Raw genomic sequence first — 15882 nt, 5'->3', positions numbered from 1 at the left:
AATGTTATAGCGTAAAGTTTAGGCCGAAAATAAATGCCCTGCTTCTTGGGTAAGCCGAGTAATCTACACCCGGAGTTGTACCGGTAGCACGGCGGGTGTTCACTTCTGGGTCGTAGCCGGAGTAGTTTGTTATAACTGCAAGATTGTTAACTGTAGCGTACAAGCGCATTCTGTTGATCTTAAATCTTTTTAGTAAATCAGCTGGCAAAGTATATCCCAGGGTGATGTTGTTTATTCTCAGAAACGAGCCATCTTCTACAGCGTAAGAATTAACGAAGAAAGAACTGTTGCTTGTTAACGGGCTCCATAAGGTAGCGTTTGCATTCAAAGCCGCTAATTCTCCCGGGTCTGTAACTACAACGCCCTGATCATTTACGTTTCGCCATCTGCCGTTCATAGTTGCCAGTAAATTTCCGTTCGCTGTATAGCCGCTTGTAAACTCCAGTTTATTGGCATTTAAAATATCATTGCCAACCTGGAAGTTTACAAACACATTTAAGTCGAAGTTTTTGTAGGTAAATGACTGATTAAAACCACCGGTAAATTTAGGATTGGCATCTCCAATAATTGTCCGGTCATTAGTTATGTCGACAATGCCATCGCCATTTAGATCTTTAAATTTAATTACACCAGGTTTTGGCACCAAAGAAGTAACACTGGAGTTATTGGGAACACCTGGTTTTAAAGTATAAGCGCCATTAGCGTAGTTAAAATCTTCTATTTTGTAAAAACCATCGGTTACCAATCCATACATTTTACCAACGGCCTGCCCAACTGCCACCTGATAATCGGCTGGTACGTTTGTTCCTGCCCAACCAGAATTAATCAAGAAAGACTTTTGGTAATCGCCAAGGCTTTCGACCCGGTTTTTATTAAATGAAATGTTGAAATTAGTAGACCACGAGAAATTTTTAGTCTGCACAGGGGTTCCGTTAATTTGAAATTCTATCCCTTTGTTGCTTGTAGAACCAATATTCTGCAATTGGAAGGCATATCCGCTGGTTGATGGAAACGGATTATTTACAAGCAGGCCATTAGTTTTATTACTATACAAATCGAGTGAGAATTGGAGTCTATTGTTCAAGAAACCTGCATCCAAGCCAATGTTTCGCGATATTGTAGTTTCCCATTTCAGGTTCGGGTTAGCCAGTTCCGTTGCAACCAACGCCGTTACCAAAGTGTTATTTATATCGTAAAAAGCATTTGGCTTAAACTGCGTTGTGTATAAAAAATCAGAGATACGGTTGTTCCCAGCTTCGCCATAACTTACCCTTAACTTTAAATCATTCAGGCTGATTGAATTCTTAAACTTTTCCATGAACTTTTCATCCGAAATTCTCCATGCTACTGAACCTGAAGGGAAGTAACCCCATTTGTTTCCTTCAGCAAATTTTGAAGACCCATCGGCACGCATGGTTAAGGTTAGCAGGTATTTTTTATCGAATGAATAATTAAATCTGCTAAACACCGAGAATAATCTTGCTGTTAAATCGCTTGATGTTGCTGCTCCGGCAGGAGTTGTACCCAAAGACATGTTTGCCAAAGCCCGTTCAGCAGTTATCCCAATGGGAAATAACCTGTTTTCGGTATAGTACGCCTGAATTTTATCCTGATAAAGTTCCTGACCGATTAAGGCATCAATGCTGTGGTGTTTACTAAACTCAGTTTTTGATCCCGAGTTTGTGTACGAAAGCACATTTGAATTGTTAATGGTTTGGCGGTTAGATGTTGCAATTGATGCAATTGGCTGTGAAGAGCCAACTAATCTTGATTCGTTTGTGATGATATCATTAAATACATTCGTTCTGTTATTATTAAAATCTACACCTAATGTACTTTTAAAAGAGATGCCTTTGTAGATGCTATAGTTAAAATACCCGTTAAAGTTGGTAACATTTGTAAATGCCTTTTTATACTCTGCCTCATTTAATAATAATGGATTTACAAGTGATAAACTGTTTCCGTTTGTTTCACTGGCATAATCCGGGTCGTAAGCGTAAATATCCTGACCTTTAACCAGTAACGGACGATATTTTACAGCCTGGCGTAACCTGTTTAAAGATGATGAACCTTCGCTACTCGTTCCAGCGCCGTTTACAACGGTATTGTTATAGCGTACATTAAAACCAACTTTTAGTTTATCATTAAATTTATGGTCGAATTTGAAGTTTATTAGCTTTCTGTCGAAATCAGAAGCAAGCATTACACCATCTTCAGTATTTGAAGTTACACTTAAATTAAAGGTAGATTTTGCATCTCCACCGGTAACGCTAACATTGTGGGTTTGCATTAAAGCATTTCTGCCAAATAATTCTTCCTGCCAATCTACAAAAGGGGTGCTTTTATAGCTTTCCAAATCATTGAAAGTGCCATAATAACCAGCATACAAACTCTCGCTTGTTGCATTACCACGACTTGCCTCGTACTGATATTTCACAAAGTCGTAAGGGTTCAATACCTCAAGTTTATTCGCCAACTGCCTAAAACCAACCAAGCCGTTATAGTTGATGGTTGTTTTCATTTCCCGACCGCCTTTTGTTGTGATAAGCACCACACCGTTAGCGCCACGCGAACCGTAAATGGCTGTTGCCGATGCGTCTTTTAAAACGTCGATACTTTCGATATCCTGCGGAGATAAAACCGAGAGTGCGTTTTCTACCTGCACACCATCAACAACATATAAAGGCGTGTTATCTTGTGTAATCGAACCGCCACCCCGTACTCTAATTTGCGCAGTGGCATTTGGGGTACCTTCAGAAACGGTAATTTGAACACCAGCCAATCGTCCGGAAATTGCTTCTGCCAGAGAGTTGTTCGGTATATCTTTCAATTGCTTAGCGCCGACCGAAGATACCGACCCGGTTAAATCTCTACGGTTTACCGTTGCGTATCCAATGGCAACAACTTCTTCCAAATCAGTAGAATTCGATTCTAAAAGTACCTTTAAGCTTGTTTGGCTTCCAACCGCTAGCTCTTTAGACGTGTAACCAACATAATTAAACACCAAAACAGCGCCCGGTGAAACCGTTATTGAAAACCTTCCATTATCGTCTGTTTGGGTACCCGTTTTAGTTCCTTTAATTAAAACGCTAACACCTGGTATGGTTTCGCCGCCTTTCTCTGAAACTGTTCCAGAAACCTGCCTGGTCTGCGCCCCGGCCAGGCCGAAATAAAAAGTAAAAAGAGTGAGTAAAAGTAGAATTCTGCTCATAACATATCTGAATTTGATTTGATTCATGCAATCGCTCGCATGTAGAATATTATTCTTAGTTAAAGAGAATATTCATCGTTAATATTTGGTTTTATAGTGTAACAATTTTACAAACTAAAAATGTCTTGACGGTCATTTTAGTTAAAAAACTGTGCAATCGTTCCCAAAAACGTACTTCAGACGTTTATTAAAAATAGCCATTGGGCGGCCTTGTAGATATATTTTTTGTAAATTGTGGGCAAGTTCGTAAAATGAGATTTGAAACATCGACCATAAAAGACATTGCTAAAGCCCTCGGACTTTCCACATCTACGGTTTCCAGGGCTTTAAGAGACCGTTACGAAATCAGTGATGAAACAAAAAAGATCGTTTTAGCCTATGCAGAAAAGGTAAATTACCGTGCAAACCCGATTGCCCGCAGTTTGAAGGAGCGCCGCAGTTATTCGATAGGAATTATCGTAAGTGAAATAGCCAACAATTTCTTTTCTCAGGTTATTAACGGTATCGAATCAATTGCTTACGCCAACGATTACCACGTAATTATTTCACAAAGCCACGAATCCCATGAACAGGAAAAACTGAACGTTGAGCACCTTGCCTCCCGGTCAATTGATGGTTTATTGATTGCCCTTTCATCAGAAACGCAGGACATTGATTACCTGAGAGATTTGTACGCAAAAGGCTTACCGATTGTATTTTTCGACAGAGTGCCTGATAATTTCGAAACACATAAAGTTATCGCCAATAATTTTAAAGGCTCATTCGATGCAACTGAACATCTTATTCTCTCAGGAAAAAGGACGATTGCACACCTAACCAATTCTGAAACTTTATCAAACACTAAAGAAAGGCTGGAAGGTTATAAAGCCGCTTTGGCCAAATATCATATCGAATTTAATGAGGAACTTGTTAAATTTTGTCAGCATGGGGGTATGCACAGCGCAGAACTGGAACATGCTGTTAAGCAACTTCTACCGCTTAAACCCGATGGGATTTTCATTTCGAGCGATAGGTTAACGACCGGCTGCATTATGGCCCTGAAGAAAACGAATCCGGAGGTTGCTCATAAAATTGCCATTGCAGGTTTTACAAATTCAAATCTGGTAGAATTATTTAGTCCTTCGTTAACTACAGTTAAACAGCCCGCTTTCGAAATTGGCCAGGTTGCAACGGAACTATTAATTTCCATGATTGAAGCCAAACGACCAGTTACGGAGTTTGAAACCAAAATTTTAGACACAGAACTGGTTAGGATGCAAAAAAACCTGGGCAACCGATTTCTTTAAATTTTCCATCAAACATACCTTTAGTAGGACGCCTGGCTTACTTACACACTGAAAAGTAATTATTACCTTTGCACAATGGTAGATATCATCTTAAAAAAGGGCAAAGAAAAAGCAGCAATACAAAGGCATCCGTGGGTATTCTCTGGTGCTTTAGAAAAAGTTAAAGGAAAACCCGAAGATGGTGATGTTGTGAAGGTGTTCGCCTTCGACAATGAATTTTTAGGTTACGGCTACTTTAACAGCAATTCACGCGTAGCGGTGCGCCTGCTGGACTGGGATGAAAAGCAGGTTATAGATCGCAACTGGTATCAAAATCGTTTAAAACAAGCCATCGCTTCGCGGAAATTTATATTGACAGAAGAAACAAATACCTGCCGACTGGTTTTCTCCGAAGCTGATTTTTTACCCGGCTTAATTGTAGATAAGTATGCTGATTTTTTGTCCCTTCAAATTCTAAGTTCGGGTATTGAAAAGGTAAAAACCGACATTGTTGAAATTCTTAGAAGCGAGCTTAATCCAAAAGGAATTTTTGATAAAAGTGATGCAACCGCTCGCGGGCATGAAGGTTTACCAATTGAAAACGGACTTTTGTGGGGTGAAAATCCACCAGAATTCCTGGAAGTAAAAGAGAATGGAATTGTTTACAACATCAATATCGCCGAAGGCCAAAAATCTGGTTTTTATTGCGATCAGCGTGATAACCGGAAAATTTTAGCAAGCTACACAAAAGGCAAAAAGGTTTTAGATTGTTTCAGTTATAGTGGAGGTTTCAGCTTAAATAGTTTGGCAAATGGTGCTGAAGCCGTTACCAGTGTAGACAGTTCTGCTTTGGCTATTGATACGCTGAAACAAAATATTGACCTTAATAAATTTGAGGCCGCAAAAGTAACTACCATACAATCTGACGTTAATAAACAACTCCGTGCTTTTAGAGAATCGGGAGAATTATTTGATGTTATTGTTTTAGATCCACCAAAATACGCACCGTCCCGTTCGGCATTAGATAGAGCTGCAAGGGCGTACAAAGATTTGAACAGACTCGGCATGTTACTGCTAAAACCGGGCGGCTTGCTGGCTACATTTTCTTGTTCCGGTGCGGTTGATATCGAAACTTTTAAGCAAATTATTGCCTGGGCTGCACTCGATGCCGGAAAAGAAGTTCAGATTATAAAACAATTTTGCCAACCTGAGGATCACCCTGTTCGCATTTCCTTCTCCGAAGGAGAATATTTAAAAGGTTTGTTACTACGGGTTTTGTAAAATCGTCGAACTGTTTCGCAGCGTTTGTTTTCAGCCCTTTAAAAGCTAACTTTTAAGTTTTTCGTACTCGCCTTTAAACGCATAATAACCGAAAATCATTAAACCTAAGCATATTGGGAAAAATATGAAAATGATGATGCCCCATTGTAGAATGGCGTTAGTTCGCTCGATTTCTGTATGCGTTAAACCAACTTTGTTTATCGCCTGAATAATTAAGAAAGTCATTGCAATTGGCCCTAAAGCTATCCAGCATAAACCCAAAAATCTTTTTATCGTGTTCATAATTTAATCGTTTAGCTTTTCGTCTCTTTTGTTCGATAAATAAATGGTTCCGATTACAAGACTTAATGCTGCAATGCCAATTGGATACCAAAGGCCTGAAAGTGGCGTAGAACCTTCAAAGCTTGCAATAAGTGTAGCAATAAACGGAACCAGACCTCCAAATACACCGTTGCCGATATGATAAGGTAAGGACATTGAAGTGTAGCGGATTTTTGTTGGAAAAAGTTCGACCAAAAATGCAGCAATTGGCCCGTAAACCATAGTAACCAATAAAATCTGAAAGAATACCAGCCCAACAAACTTCCAGAAAATCGGTTCCGGTAAAATCTTATTTTTAACTACTTCGGTTCCTCGCTGAAAAACTTTCGAAAGCGAAACAGTATCCGTTATCACCTTCGAATAACCAGAGCCATCTTTAAAAGAAAACTTGGTTTCTACAGTTCTTAGGGTATCGTTAGAGTTTGGCACGGCAACAAATACCGGCGAGCCTTGAATCTTTGAAACCAGTTCATTTTTAGCAAAGTTTTCTTCACTGGTATCGCTTAAAAAGGTTTTGTAAATTGGCCTGTAAAAGATTATGCCTAAAAGCATTCCGGTTAGCATAATCCATTTCCGCCCAACTTTATCACTCCAGGCGCCAAAAACCACAAAAAAAGGTGTGGCAAAAGCTATTCCCCAAAGTAGAATATACCTCGAATCGTTAAACTCGAGCTTGCATGTGTTCTCCAAAAACGATTGTGCATAAAACTGGCCGGTGTACCAGATAACGCCCTGCCCCATTGTAGCGCCAAAAAGAGCAAGCAAAACCATTTTAAAGTTAGCCTTATTATTAAAACTCTCTTTCAATGGATTCTTGGAAACCTTCCCCTCCGACTTTAACTTGGAAAACATAGGAGATTCATGCATTTTCATGCGTATATAAATCGAAACGCCAACCAACACAATCGACAGCAAGAATGGCACCCGCCAGCCCCAATCAGCAAAATTTTCGGCGCCCAAAATATTCTTGGTAATAACGATTATGCCGAGAGAGAGGAATAAACCGAGCGTTGCCGTAGTTTGAATCCAGCTGGTAAAAAAACCCCGCCTGTTCTTTGGTGCATGCTCTGCTACGTACGTTGCTGCGCCGCCATATTCGCCTCCAAGCGCCAGGCCCTGCACAAGCCTTAAAATAAGAACGAGAATAGGCGCCGCATAGCCAATGGTTTTATATGATGGGATAAGGCCGATAAGAAAAGTTGAGCCACCCATTAATACCAGGGTGAGCAGAAAGGTATATTTCCGGCCAATTAAATCGCCAAGCCTCCCGAAAACAAGTGCTCCAAATGGCCTAACAATAAAACCTGCAGCGAAAATAGCAAGCGTATTTATCAGCGCTGAAGCTCCGGCATCTTCAGGAAATAACTGATGCCCGATTATTACTGCTAAACTGCCGAAAATGTAAAAATCGTACCATTCTATCAAAGTTCCTAAAGATGATGCACCTATAACTTTGAAAATATTATTTTTCGGCAGTGTTTCGCTCATGTAAGTGGGAATATTTGGTTTTCTAAGATAAACATTTCGGCCAAAATTAATCAGAGGCAAACCGAACGATTTAAAATGTTACAAATAAAACATTTCTGCTGTAGTTTTGTATTTTCATACGGAAAACCAAACTTATGCTTTTAATACAGAATATTAGATTAACAAGAATATTAAGAAACACATGGAAGGTCGATTTAATTATGATTGCCTCCTGCACTGCAGCTTACTTCGTCAGGGCTTATTTAATTGCCCATCATTTTGAAATACCAACCATTATACCAACCGTTTTAGGAACTGCGATAGCATTTTTTATCGGTTTCAATAATAACCAGGCCTACGACCGGTGGTGGGAAGCCAGAAAAATCTGGGGCGCTTTGGTTAACGATTCCAGATCTTATACCAGGGCCTTAATTAATTATGTGGATGGAGAAGATGTTATCGTTAAACGGATGGTTTGCCGACACATCGGTTTTCTCTATGCTTTAAAAGCCAGCCTTCGCGGAGCGGTAGATGAAATTCACACCAAATATTTAACGGAAGAAGATTTAAAAGAAATTGCAAAGCACACGAATGCGCATAACGCACTTTTAAACATACAATCTCGAGATTTACAAATACTTTCAAAACTCGGTGCAATTGATGGTTTTCGCTTTATGGAAATTAATGAGATGTTAACCCGCTTTTCTGATTCAATGGGTATGAGTGAGCGCATTAAAAACACGATTTTCCCAACAACATACAGCTATTTAACAAAAGTATTTATCTGGTTATTTGTGGTAACGTTTACTTTGGTTATCAGCCAGTCTGCAGGTATTTCATCCATATTTTTAGGCTGGTTAATTGGCTTTGTCTTCGTATCAACCCAAATAAACGGAATGAGTTTGGTAAATCCCTTCGAAAACAATTCTGCTGGTGTGCCTTTAAATCAAATTACCAGAACTATCGAAATTAACTTGTTGCAAATGCTCGAAGAACAGGATATCCCTGAACCGGTAAAGCCAATTAACGAAGAGTACGTTCTTTAGCGCCGGGAAATTTTTTGCCGATAAAAATCAGCAGTAAAGACAGCAGCCAAAAGAAAATTACAATCATCGAAGCATTGATGAGCGCCTTGGTATAGCCTAGGGTTACCACATCAATAAAGGGATAAGGATAATTATGGACAAAATATCCCCTTATCAGGATAAAGAATATATAAAGCATTGGATAAATAAGCCATTTAATAGCAGAGCTATAGCTTAAGCAAGATTTCTCGACAAAGAAAACCCAGAACACGAGGAAAATAAGTGGCGAAACAACGTGCAATAGTTCATCAGATACACGGGCCCAGCCAACCGGCGACAAAAGACCCCGCAACAACAGATTGTAAATTATGGCAACAACCAGAATGTATACCGTAAGCGCTGTCGTGGTTGATGTTTTTGAGAAAAAAATCCCAATCCTTCGCTTAGGCAAAAACGATACAACGGTAAAGCAAATTGCTACCAAAAGGTTTGTTAAAATCGTGAAAAAAGCGAGCAGCAGCTTAATTGTCGCAACGTAATCGCCATTGGCTAACTTTAAACTAACCTTAAACTGGATTAGCAAAGCGAGCCAGACAATTAGCGCTGAGAAAATAGTGAATGCCTTTTTAGCGGAAATATCAGCCATAAATTAAGTTTGGTAACGATTGCCAGCGATAAGGCTTCGCAATTATGCAATACTAAAACCTATTCCTTAGGCGAACTTCTAAGTTTTACTGGTTTTTTACTGTTCTTCTTCATTTTCAGATTTAGCATTTCTACTAAAACAGAAAATGCCATTGCAAAATAAACGTATCCCTTTGGAATGTGCTGATCTAACCCTTCGGCAAGAAGTGAAACGCCTATCAACAATAAAAACGACAGCGCCAGCATTTTAACCGTAGGATGGTTGTTAACAAAATCACTTATTGCCCCGGCCGAAAACATCATAATGATAACCGCAATAATAACCGCAGCAATCATGATTTCGATATGGTCGGCCATGCCAACTGCGGTAATTACAGAATCTAGAGAAAAGACGATATCGAGCAGTAAAATTTGAACAATGGTTGCCCAAAAAGAATGTGCTTTACCGCCACCTTCTACATCTTCCTCACCTTCCAGTTTGTTATGGATCTCGTGTGTACTTTTATAAATAAGGAATAATCCACCAACGATTAAAATTAAATCGCGGCCAGAAATTGCAAGTTTCTCAAACCATTCGCCGTTGGTAACCCCAACCCAACTGCCGATGTTAAACAAAGGTGTGGTTAGTGTCATTATCCAGGTTAACGATAGCAACAATAAAACACGGGTAATCATAGCAAGGCCCAGCCCCAACTGCCTGCCTTTTTTTTGCTGATGAGCCGGCAGTTTTCCTGAAAGTATGGATATAAAAACAATGTTATCAATACCCAGAACAATTTCTAAAACAGTTAGGGTTAGTAAAGAAATCCAGGCTTCCGGTGTTGCTAAAAAATCCATAAAAAATTATAAGTCTGATAGGCGAAGATATAAAAAAACCTTATCCAAATTAACCAACATAGAAAAATGCCTGATTGTTTCTACTTCCCTGAATTTATAATTTCATTCTTAAGCTTTAAATCAAAATCCACAGTTTGCGCTTTGATTTTCTCTACCTCATCCGTAAAGGAAATTGCACTTATTGCTTTAATTATTTTACCGTTGCGGCCAACAAGAATATTTGAAGGGTAACCATGGTTAATATTAAGCTTTCGGATTTCGTCTTTTGTTAAGCAAATTATTTCGTATTTAAACCCCGTTTTTCTTTGAAATTTCCTGGCTTTCTTGCGCTCGTCATAAGTAATGGCGATGAACCTCACATTGTCTTTTTTATACTCCTCAACTAACCTATTTAGCGTTGGCATTTCTTTAACACAAGGCGGACATTCCTCAAACCAGAAATTGATTACAACAATTTGATTTTGTAAGTTCTTTTTGGAAAAAAATTTTCCGTTTAGTGTCTCGCCCGAAAAATCAGGCAAAAGTTTTCCAGTCAGTTCTTCAAAAAAAGTCCCCTGGGTGGCCCACTTAACGGGGGCATTTTGCGCCCTCGCGTAAAAAGCAAGAAAAATAAAAGTGATGTACAGGCAATGCTTCATTAAGTTAAATATAAAAAAAGTCCTGCCAAAACAACTGGCAGAACCTGATATTGTGTTTTACCTGAAAATTTTATTTAAAAGTTACAGCACCATATTCGGTTTTGATGTTAACGTTAGCCGAGCCGCCGCTGCCAATTTTGCCACTATATTTTTTGTTTTCATCATCATCACTAACCAGTTTAGATGAAACGCTTGAGCCATATTTAAAGCCCGCATAAGTTGTAGAAATGTTGAAGTTTGCGTTGTAATTGCTTGCAAACCCAAGGCCTATGCTTGCATACTCACCCGTAAAGGTAAAGTTTCTGCAAGCTGGCGTAATCTCATTCACACTTAAGCGGTTGTAATCCATATCAATTAATGCATCGCCATTTAGGCTGCCCACGGTAACATTGGTATATTCGGTTTTAAGTGAAAGTTTACCAACACTGGCAAGTGTTAAACTGCTGTAACTTTGTTTAATAACGGTATTTCCTTTTATGCTATTAATGTTAACCTTCGCATATTCGCTGTTAAGCAACAAATTACCAGCTATGCTGCCAACAGTTAAACCAGCTCCGTATTGAATTTTAATATTTGCTGATTTTGATATCGTGTTAACATTTACCGGAACATATTCGGCATCTAACTGCAGGGTACCAACTGAGCCAATGTTAACGCCACCACCGTATTCATGCTTAACCACGGCTGCATTTAAGTTTTGCACCGTCATTTTGCCATATTCTACAGATAGGTAATTGTTGCTATTGGTTAAACTACCCGCAGTTATATTACCATATTGCACTTTCAACGATGTTGGTCCCGAAAAATCTCCGAGGTCTATACTACCATATTCCTGTTGAGCGCTTAAAGCATTTACCGAAGGCATGTAAACAACATAATTAACTTTAATTTCCCGTCTCCAGGTGGTTACGCCGTTTCTTAATTTCCGGCCATAATTACCATCTCTATCGCCCATGTTTGTTTTAACTGAAACCAGGTCGCCAGATTTATTGGCGTCGATACTCACCTCATCAATCAGCTTCTGAACATCTTTATCAGAATTGCTGTAAGCTTTAATCTCCACATCAACTTTAACCTCTTTTCTATCCCAGGTTTTAATGCTCATAGAACCGTACTGGTTGTTAAGGCTTATCTTGTCGCTATTATCTACGCTAAAAGTTTTGCTAAAAGTTTTGGTCCGTTCTGCATCACTGCCAGTCTCAATATTAATCGAACTGCCAATACCAGCATTTATTTTAGTATTTGTTACGGTATTTACTGCATAAGTTTCTGCAGGTGCAAAGGCCACAACTTGTTGGGCATTTGCTTTTACGGCGATGAAAGCCACAATGGCTAAAATAATTTTTATTGTTTTCATGTGTTGTTAATTTTAAACATTTAGCCGCTCAAAACCTGCCGACCGGTTCATAGCAAAATAAATGTGGTGAGCGCATGTTTACTATATCTGATTAACTTTTTTGTAATCGTCAACCTGATTAATAATCAGCAATTGTTGTTTTAATAAGTTTAACTGTATTTCGCGGTTTTTAACCATTGCCTTTACTACAAACACCTGGTTTGGCGTGGTAGGCAGCTCGGCTTTTAACCTTTCATAATCTTCATCAAGTTTCTTTAAATCATCAGTAAACTTTTTGTATAAATCCGGATTTGCAGAGGCAAAAATTGCAAGGCTATCCCTTTTTTCAGTAATCAAACTTGCAAACTGAATTTCTTTTTGTGCTGCCGCAGCGTTAACATCTGCGATTTCTAAATCGTGATTTCTTGCCTTTCCTGCGTATAGCCAAACTAAACCGAAAACAACTATTATAGCCGCCGCTGCACTCATCCATAAATACAGCTTTACCGACTTTTTTTCTTTCTTCTTGCTATCCAGCCCAGTTTCAATTTTTGCCCAAAGGCTTGCCGATGGCTCGAAAACATCGAAATCTTTTCGATTTTCCTTAACAAAGGTTTCTAATCTATTATTCATCGCTCATCCCTTTCAATTCTAATATGCCTTTTAACTTTTTCTTTGCCCGCATGTATTGTGTACGGCTTGTATTTTCACTAATTTTTAAAATATGTGCTATCTCTTCATGGTCATAGCCTTCCAACAGATACAAACTTAATACCACCCTGTAACCATCTGGCAGCTGTGTAATGGCTTGCCTAATCTCACCGGCCTGCAATTGCATCTCATACTCATCGGCGGTAACCTCATCCGGTACTTCCGATATTTCATCAGTACTCACAAATTCAAATTTCCGCTTGCGGAGGTAGTTAATCGATTTGTTTATCACAATTTGTTTTAACCACAATCCGAAGGTAGTTTCCTGCCTAAAATCTACAATTCTGGTAAAAGCATCCAGAAAAGATTCCTGCAAAACATCTTCCGCCTCTTCCTCGTAATTCAAAATCCGCAGCGCTACATTATACATCGCTTTCGCATACAGTTTGTACAAGTCAAACTGTGCTGCTCTGCTGCCACGCATGCACTCTTTTACAAGTTCCAGGTTTTTATCTACGTAAACGGCTTCCAAAATTTCGAATTCTGATTATAAGACATAAGGGATTTTAAAACGTTGCATCAAGGTATAAAAAAAACCAAAGAAAGTTCCATATGCCCGCAAAAGGCCGGATTTAATAATTAGCAAAGCAAATACACTGCTTACTTGGCTACATTAGTCCCGCTTTTGGTACAATACTTTTTATCAAATAACCTGTTATAGAATGCAAATTCGCTGCGAAAAAGTATTTTCCCGCCAATCGGGTTTATTTAATAAAGGTTAATTCCCAAAACCAAAACCTTTCAACTATCAAAAAATGTTATTAAAAGGAGCTATCAATTCATCATAAATTTGAAATCCCTGAAACAAAGAATTAACTTCATACCATGGAAACCGATTTAATAATCACTAACATAAACGCATTACATAAAAAGGCAAACTCTGCTTTGGAAAGCAAAGATTTGGCTACTTTATTATCAATTTTTGATGATTCGCTTACCTATACGCAGGCAGACCAAACCAAGCTCGATAAAAGCGCATTTGCAGAAGAGGTAAGAAAATATTTTAGCAGAACCAAAAGAATTGAAACAAGTCAGTACAGAATAAAATCATCCATCGAAGGCGATGTTTTCACAGAAAAAGTTGCCCGGAAATCAATTAACATCAAGCCAAAATTGTTGCTGTTCTCCAAAAAACAAACCATCCAAACAGAAGAAGTTTTTCATTGGCGAAATACCGGCAATGAATGGAGCGTTGTTGCTGTCGAAGTCGTTTTAGAAGAGAAATATTAATGTCTGCGAGCCGTTTTTAGTACCGGGCTTTGACTAAAAAAAATCGTTAAATCTTCCCTGCCTAACTTTAAAACAAAATCGGTATTTTTGCCGCTTAATTTAGAATTACAAATATGTTAAGAACAGTAACTTGCGGTGCATTAAGCCTTCAAAATTTGGGCGACAGTGTAACCCTGTGTGGTTGGGTACAAAAATCAAGAGATTTAGGCGGCATGACTTTTATAGACATTCGCGATCGTTATGGTATTACCCAGTTGGTTTTTAACATGGATGATAATCGTTCACTTTGCGAAGCCGCCCGAACCTTAGGCCGGGAGTTTGTAATTAAAGCAACGGGTACAGTTGTAGAACGGAGCAATAAAAATCCAAAAATGTCAACCGGTGATGTGGAAATCAAAATTTCCGCACTAGAGGTTTTAAACGCTGCAAAATTGCCACCATTTCTAATTGATGATGAAACTGATGGCGGTGATGAGTTAAGGATGAAATACCGCTACCTGGATTTGCGCCGTAACCCGGTTCGCAATAACCTCGTTTTGCGCCATAAAATGGCTCAATCTGTTCGCCGTTATCTCGATGCCTTAAACTTTATCGAAGTAGAAACGCCGGTTTTAATAAAATCTACACCGGAAGGCGCCAGAGATTTTGTGGTACCAAGCCGTATGAATGCCGGCGAGTTTTATGCTCTGCCTCAATCGCCGCAAACTTTTAAGCAACTGCTTATGGTTTCCGGCTTCGACAGGTATTTCCAGATTGTTAAATGTTTTAGAGATGAAGATTTAAGGGCCGATCGTCAGCCTGAATTTACGCAAATCGATTGCGAGATGTCTTTTATCGAACAAGAAGATATTCTAAACACTTTTGAAGGTTTAATTCGTACGCTTTTTAAAGAAGTACGTGATTACGACTTGCCGGAAGTGCCGCGTATGCAATATGCAGATGCCATGCGTTTATATGGATCTGATAAACCGGATACACGTTTCGACATGAAGTTTGTTGAGCTTAACGATTTAGTAAAAGGCAAAGGGTTTCCTGTGTTTGATAACGCCGAACTGGTTGTAGGCATTAACGCAAAAGGCGCCGCAAACTACACCCGTAAACAAGTAGATGAACTTACAGATTTTATAAAACGACCGCAAATTGGCGCCACTGGCTTAATTTATGCCCGCCACAATGAAGATGGAACAATTAAATCATCTGTAGATAAATTCTTTAACGAAGAAGACTTGCAACAATGGAGTAAGGCATTTAACACTGAAAAAGGCGATTTAATTTTAATCCTGGCCGGTTCAACAGATAAAGTGCGTAAGCAGCTTAACGAGCTTCGCTTAGAGATGGGCAACCGTTTGGGCCTACGCGATAAAAATACATTTTCGGCACTTTGGGTTTTAGATTTTCCGCTTTTAGAGTGGGATGAAGAAACTGAACGTTACCATGCAATGCACCATCCTTTTACTTCGCCAAAACCGGAAGATATCACCTTGTTAGATACCGACCCGAAAAACGTTCGTGCAAATGCGTATGATATGGTTATAAACGGAACTGAAATTGGTGGAGGCTCAATCCGTATCCATGATAGAGAATTACAGGCATTGATGTTTAAACATTTGGGTTTTAGTGCAGAAGAAGCGCAAAAGCAATTTGGTTTCTTAATGGATGCTTTCGAATTTGGTGCACCACCGCATGGCGGTATCGCTTTTGGTTTCGATCGCTTAACCTCAATTTTTGCAGGTTTAGATTCAATCCGGGATGTAATTGCTTTCCCAAAAAATAACTCAGGCAGAGATGTAATGATTGATAGTCCGAGTACAATTGACGACAAGCAATTGAAAGAACTTAAAATTAAAACCGATTTGTAAATTTCGTTTCGCATTACGCAATAGTGAAAATTACAAGTACGGACAATACACAAAAA

General features: G+C 39.1%; 14 protein-coding genes. 5 read left to right on the top strand and 9 right to left on the bottom strand.

What is annotated here, in order from left to right; genetic code table 11:
- Nucleotides 1-4: 4 nt before the first annotated feature.
- Complete coding sequence (locus AC0IWT_RS17450) at nt 5-3211, bottom strand: SusC/RagA family TonB-linked outer membrane protein (RefSeq protein ID WP_471798125.1); 3207 nt, start codon at nt 3209-3211, stop codon at nt 5-7.
- 251 nt (nt 3212-3462) lie between these two features.
- Between AC0IWT_RS17450 and AC0IWT_RS17445 the strand changes: the two genes are divergently transcribed.
- Together AC0IWT_RS17445 and AC0IWT_RS17440 are read left to right on the top strand one after the other, a co-directional pair.
- Entirely contained in the window at nt 3463-4497 is a 1035-nt protein-coding gene (locus AC0IWT_RS17445) for a LacI family DNA-binding transcriptional regulator (RefSeq protein WP_056872722.1), read from the top strand.
- 75 nt (nt 4498-4572) lie between these two features.
- Complete coding sequence (locus tag AC0IWT_RS17440; RefSeq protein ID WP_471798124.1) at nt 4573-5757, top strand: class I SAM-dependent rRNA methyltransferase; 1185 nt, start codon at nt 4573-4575, stop codon at nt 5755-5757.
- A gap of 45 nt (nt 5758-5802) precedes the next feature.
- Here AC0IWT_RS17440 and AC0IWT_RS17435 read toward each other — a convergent pair whose 3' ends face one another.
- Both AC0IWT_RS17435 and AC0IWT_RS17430 read right to left on the bottom strand, forming a co-directional pair.
- Nucleotides 5803-6039 (bottom strand): DUF6814 family protein, encoded by a 237-nt coding sequence (locus AC0IWT_RS17435; RefSeq protein ID WP_471798123.1) that lies wholly within the window; start codon nt 6037-6039, stop codon nt 5803-5805.
- A gap of 3 nt (nt 6040-6042) precedes the next feature.
- Entirely contained in the window at nt 6043-7566 is a 1524-nt protein-coding gene (locus AC0IWT_RS17430; RefSeq protein ID WP_471798122.1) for an MFS transporter, read from the bottom strand.
- Nucleotides 7567-7700: 134 nt separating this feature from the next.
- Here AC0IWT_RS17430 and AC0IWT_RS17425 point away from each other — a divergent pair, with 134 nt between their 5' ends.
- Nucleotides 7701-8591 (top strand): bestrophin family protein, encoded by an 891-nt coding sequence (locus AC0IWT_RS17425; protein WP_471798121.1) that lies wholly within the window; start codon nt 7701-7703, stop codon nt 8589-8591.
- Here the strand turns inward: AC0IWT_RS17425 and AC0IWT_RS17420 are convergent.
- The 6 genes from AC0IWT_RS17420 to AC0IWT_RS17395 all read right to left on the bottom strand — a co-directional run bounded on the left by AC0IWT_RS17420 (nt 8569) and on the right by AC0IWT_RS17395 (nt 13161).
- Nucleotides 8569-9216, bottom strand: coding sequence for a Pr6Pr family membrane protein (locus AC0IWT_RS17420; protein ID WP_471798120.1), 648 nt, complete (start codon nt 9214-9216; stop codon nt 8569-8571). The genes AC0IWT_RS17425 and AC0IWT_RS17420 overlap by 23 nt on opposite strands.
- A 59-nt stretch (nt 9217-9275) precedes the next feature.
- Nucleotides 9276-10052, bottom strand: coding sequence for a TerC family protein (locus AC0IWT_RS17415; RefSeq protein WP_471798119.1), 777 nt, complete (start codon nt 10050-10052; stop codon nt 9276-9278).
- A gap of 80 nt (nt 10053-10132) precedes the next feature.
- Complete coding sequence (locus AC0IWT_RS17410; protein WP_471798118.1) at nt 10133-10690, bottom strand: TlpA family protein disulfide reductase; 558 nt, start codon at nt 10688-10690, stop codon at nt 10133-10135.
- 70 nt (nt 10691-10760) lie between these two features.
- Complete coding sequence (locus AC0IWT_RS17405; RefSeq protein ID WP_471798117.1) at nt 10761-12047, bottom strand: hypothetical protein; 1287 nt, start codon at nt 12045-12047, stop codon at nt 10761-10763.
- Nucleotides 12048-12128: 81 nt separating this feature from the next.
- Entirely contained in the window at nt 12129-12659 is a 531-nt protein-coding gene (locus tag AC0IWT_RS17400; protein ID WP_471798116.1) for a hypothetical protein, read from the bottom strand.
- Nucleotides 12652-13161: an RNA polymerase sigma factor gene (locus AC0IWT_RS17395; RefSeq protein WP_056872754.1), complete on the bottom strand. Its 510-nt coding sequence runs from the start codon at nt 13159-13161 to the stop codon at nt 12652-12654. The genes AC0IWT_RS17400 and AC0IWT_RS17395 overlap by 8 nt, the downstream gene beginning before the upstream one ends.
- 401 nt (nt 13162-13562) lie before the next feature.
- Here AC0IWT_RS17395 and AC0IWT_RS17390 point away from each other — a divergent pair, with 401 nt between their 5' ends.
- Together AC0IWT_RS17390 and aspS are read left to right on the top strand one after the other, a co-directional pair.
- Entirely contained in the window at nt 13563-13967 is a 405-nt protein-coding gene (locus AC0IWT_RS17390) for a nuclear transport factor 2 family protein (protein WP_471798115.1), read from the top strand.
- Nucleotides 13968-14080: 113 nt separating this feature from the next.
- Nucleotides 14081-15826: an aspartate--tRNA ligase gene (gene aspS / locus AC0IWT_RS17385; RefSeq protein ID WP_471798114.1), complete on the top strand. Its 1746-nt coding sequence runs from the start codon at nt 14081-14083 to the stop codon at nt 15824-15826.
- Nucleotides 15827-15882: the final 56 nt, after the last annotated feature.

The sequence above is a fragment of the Pedobacter sp. AC464 genome, assembly GCF_979253075.1.
Note: the sequence above shows the minus strand (reverse complement) of the source record. Positions and strands in the feature narration are given on the sequence as shown.

Excerpts from the sequence above, each read along its gene's own strand:
- AC0IWT_RS17390 (WP_471798115.1), top strand. The coding sequence starts at position 13,563 with ATGGAAACCGATTTAATAATCACTAACATAAACGCATTACATAAAAAG.
- AC0IWT_RS17445 (WP_056872722.1), top strand. The coding sequence starts at position 3,463 with ATGAGATTTGAAACATCGACCATAAAAGACATTGCTAAAGCCCTCGGA.
- AC0IWT_RS17425 (WP_471798121.1), top strand. The coding sequence starts at position 7,701 with ATGCTTTTAATACAGAATATTAGATTAACAAGAATATTAAGAAACACA.
- AC0IWT_RS17415 (WP_471798119.1), bottom strand. The coding sequence starts at position 10,052 with ATGGATTTTTTAGCAACACCGGAAGCCTGGATTTCTTTACTAACCCTA.
- AC0IWT_RS17450 (WP_471798125.1), bottom strand. The coding sequence starts at position 3,211 with ATGAGCAGAATTCTACTTTTACTCACTCTTTTTACTTTTTATTTCGGC.
- AC0IWT_RS17405 (WP_471798117.1), bottom strand. The coding sequence starts at position 12,047 with ATGAAAACAATAAAAATTATTTTAGCCATTGTGGCTTTCATCGCCGTA.
- AC0IWT_RS17400 (WP_471798116.1), bottom strand. The coding sequence starts at position 12,659 with ATGAATAATAGATTAGAAACCTTTGTTAAGGAAAATCGAAAAGATTTC.
- aspS (WP_471798114.1), top strand. The coding sequence starts at position 14,081 with ATGTTAAGAACAGTAACTTGCGGTGCATTAAGCCTTCAAAATTTGGGC.
- AC0IWT_RS17430 (WP_471798122.1), bottom strand. The coding sequence starts at position 7,566 with ATGAGCGAAACACTGCCGAAAAATAATATTTTCAAAGTTATAGGTGCA.
- AC0IWT_RS17410 (WP_471798118.1), bottom strand. The coding sequence starts at position 10,690 with ATGAAGCATTGCCTGTACATCACTTTTATTTTTCTTGCTTTTTACGCG.
- AC0IWT_RS17435 (WP_471798123.1), bottom strand. The coding sequence starts at position 6,039 with ATGAACACGATAAAAAGATTTTTGGGTTTATGCTGGATAGCTTTAGGG.
- AC0IWT_RS17440 (WP_471798124.1), top strand. The coding sequence starts at position 4,573 with ATGGTAGATATCATCTTAAAAAAGGGCAAAGAAAAAGCAGCAATACAA.
- AC0IWT_RS17420 (WP_471798120.1), bottom strand. The coding sequence starts at position 9,216 with ATGGCTGATATTTCCGCTAAAAAGGCATTCACTATTTTCTCAGCGCTA.
- AC0IWT_RS17395 (WP_056872754.1), bottom strand. The coding sequence starts at position 13,161 with ATGCGTGGCAGCAGAGCAGCACAGTTTGACTTGTACAAACTGTATGCG.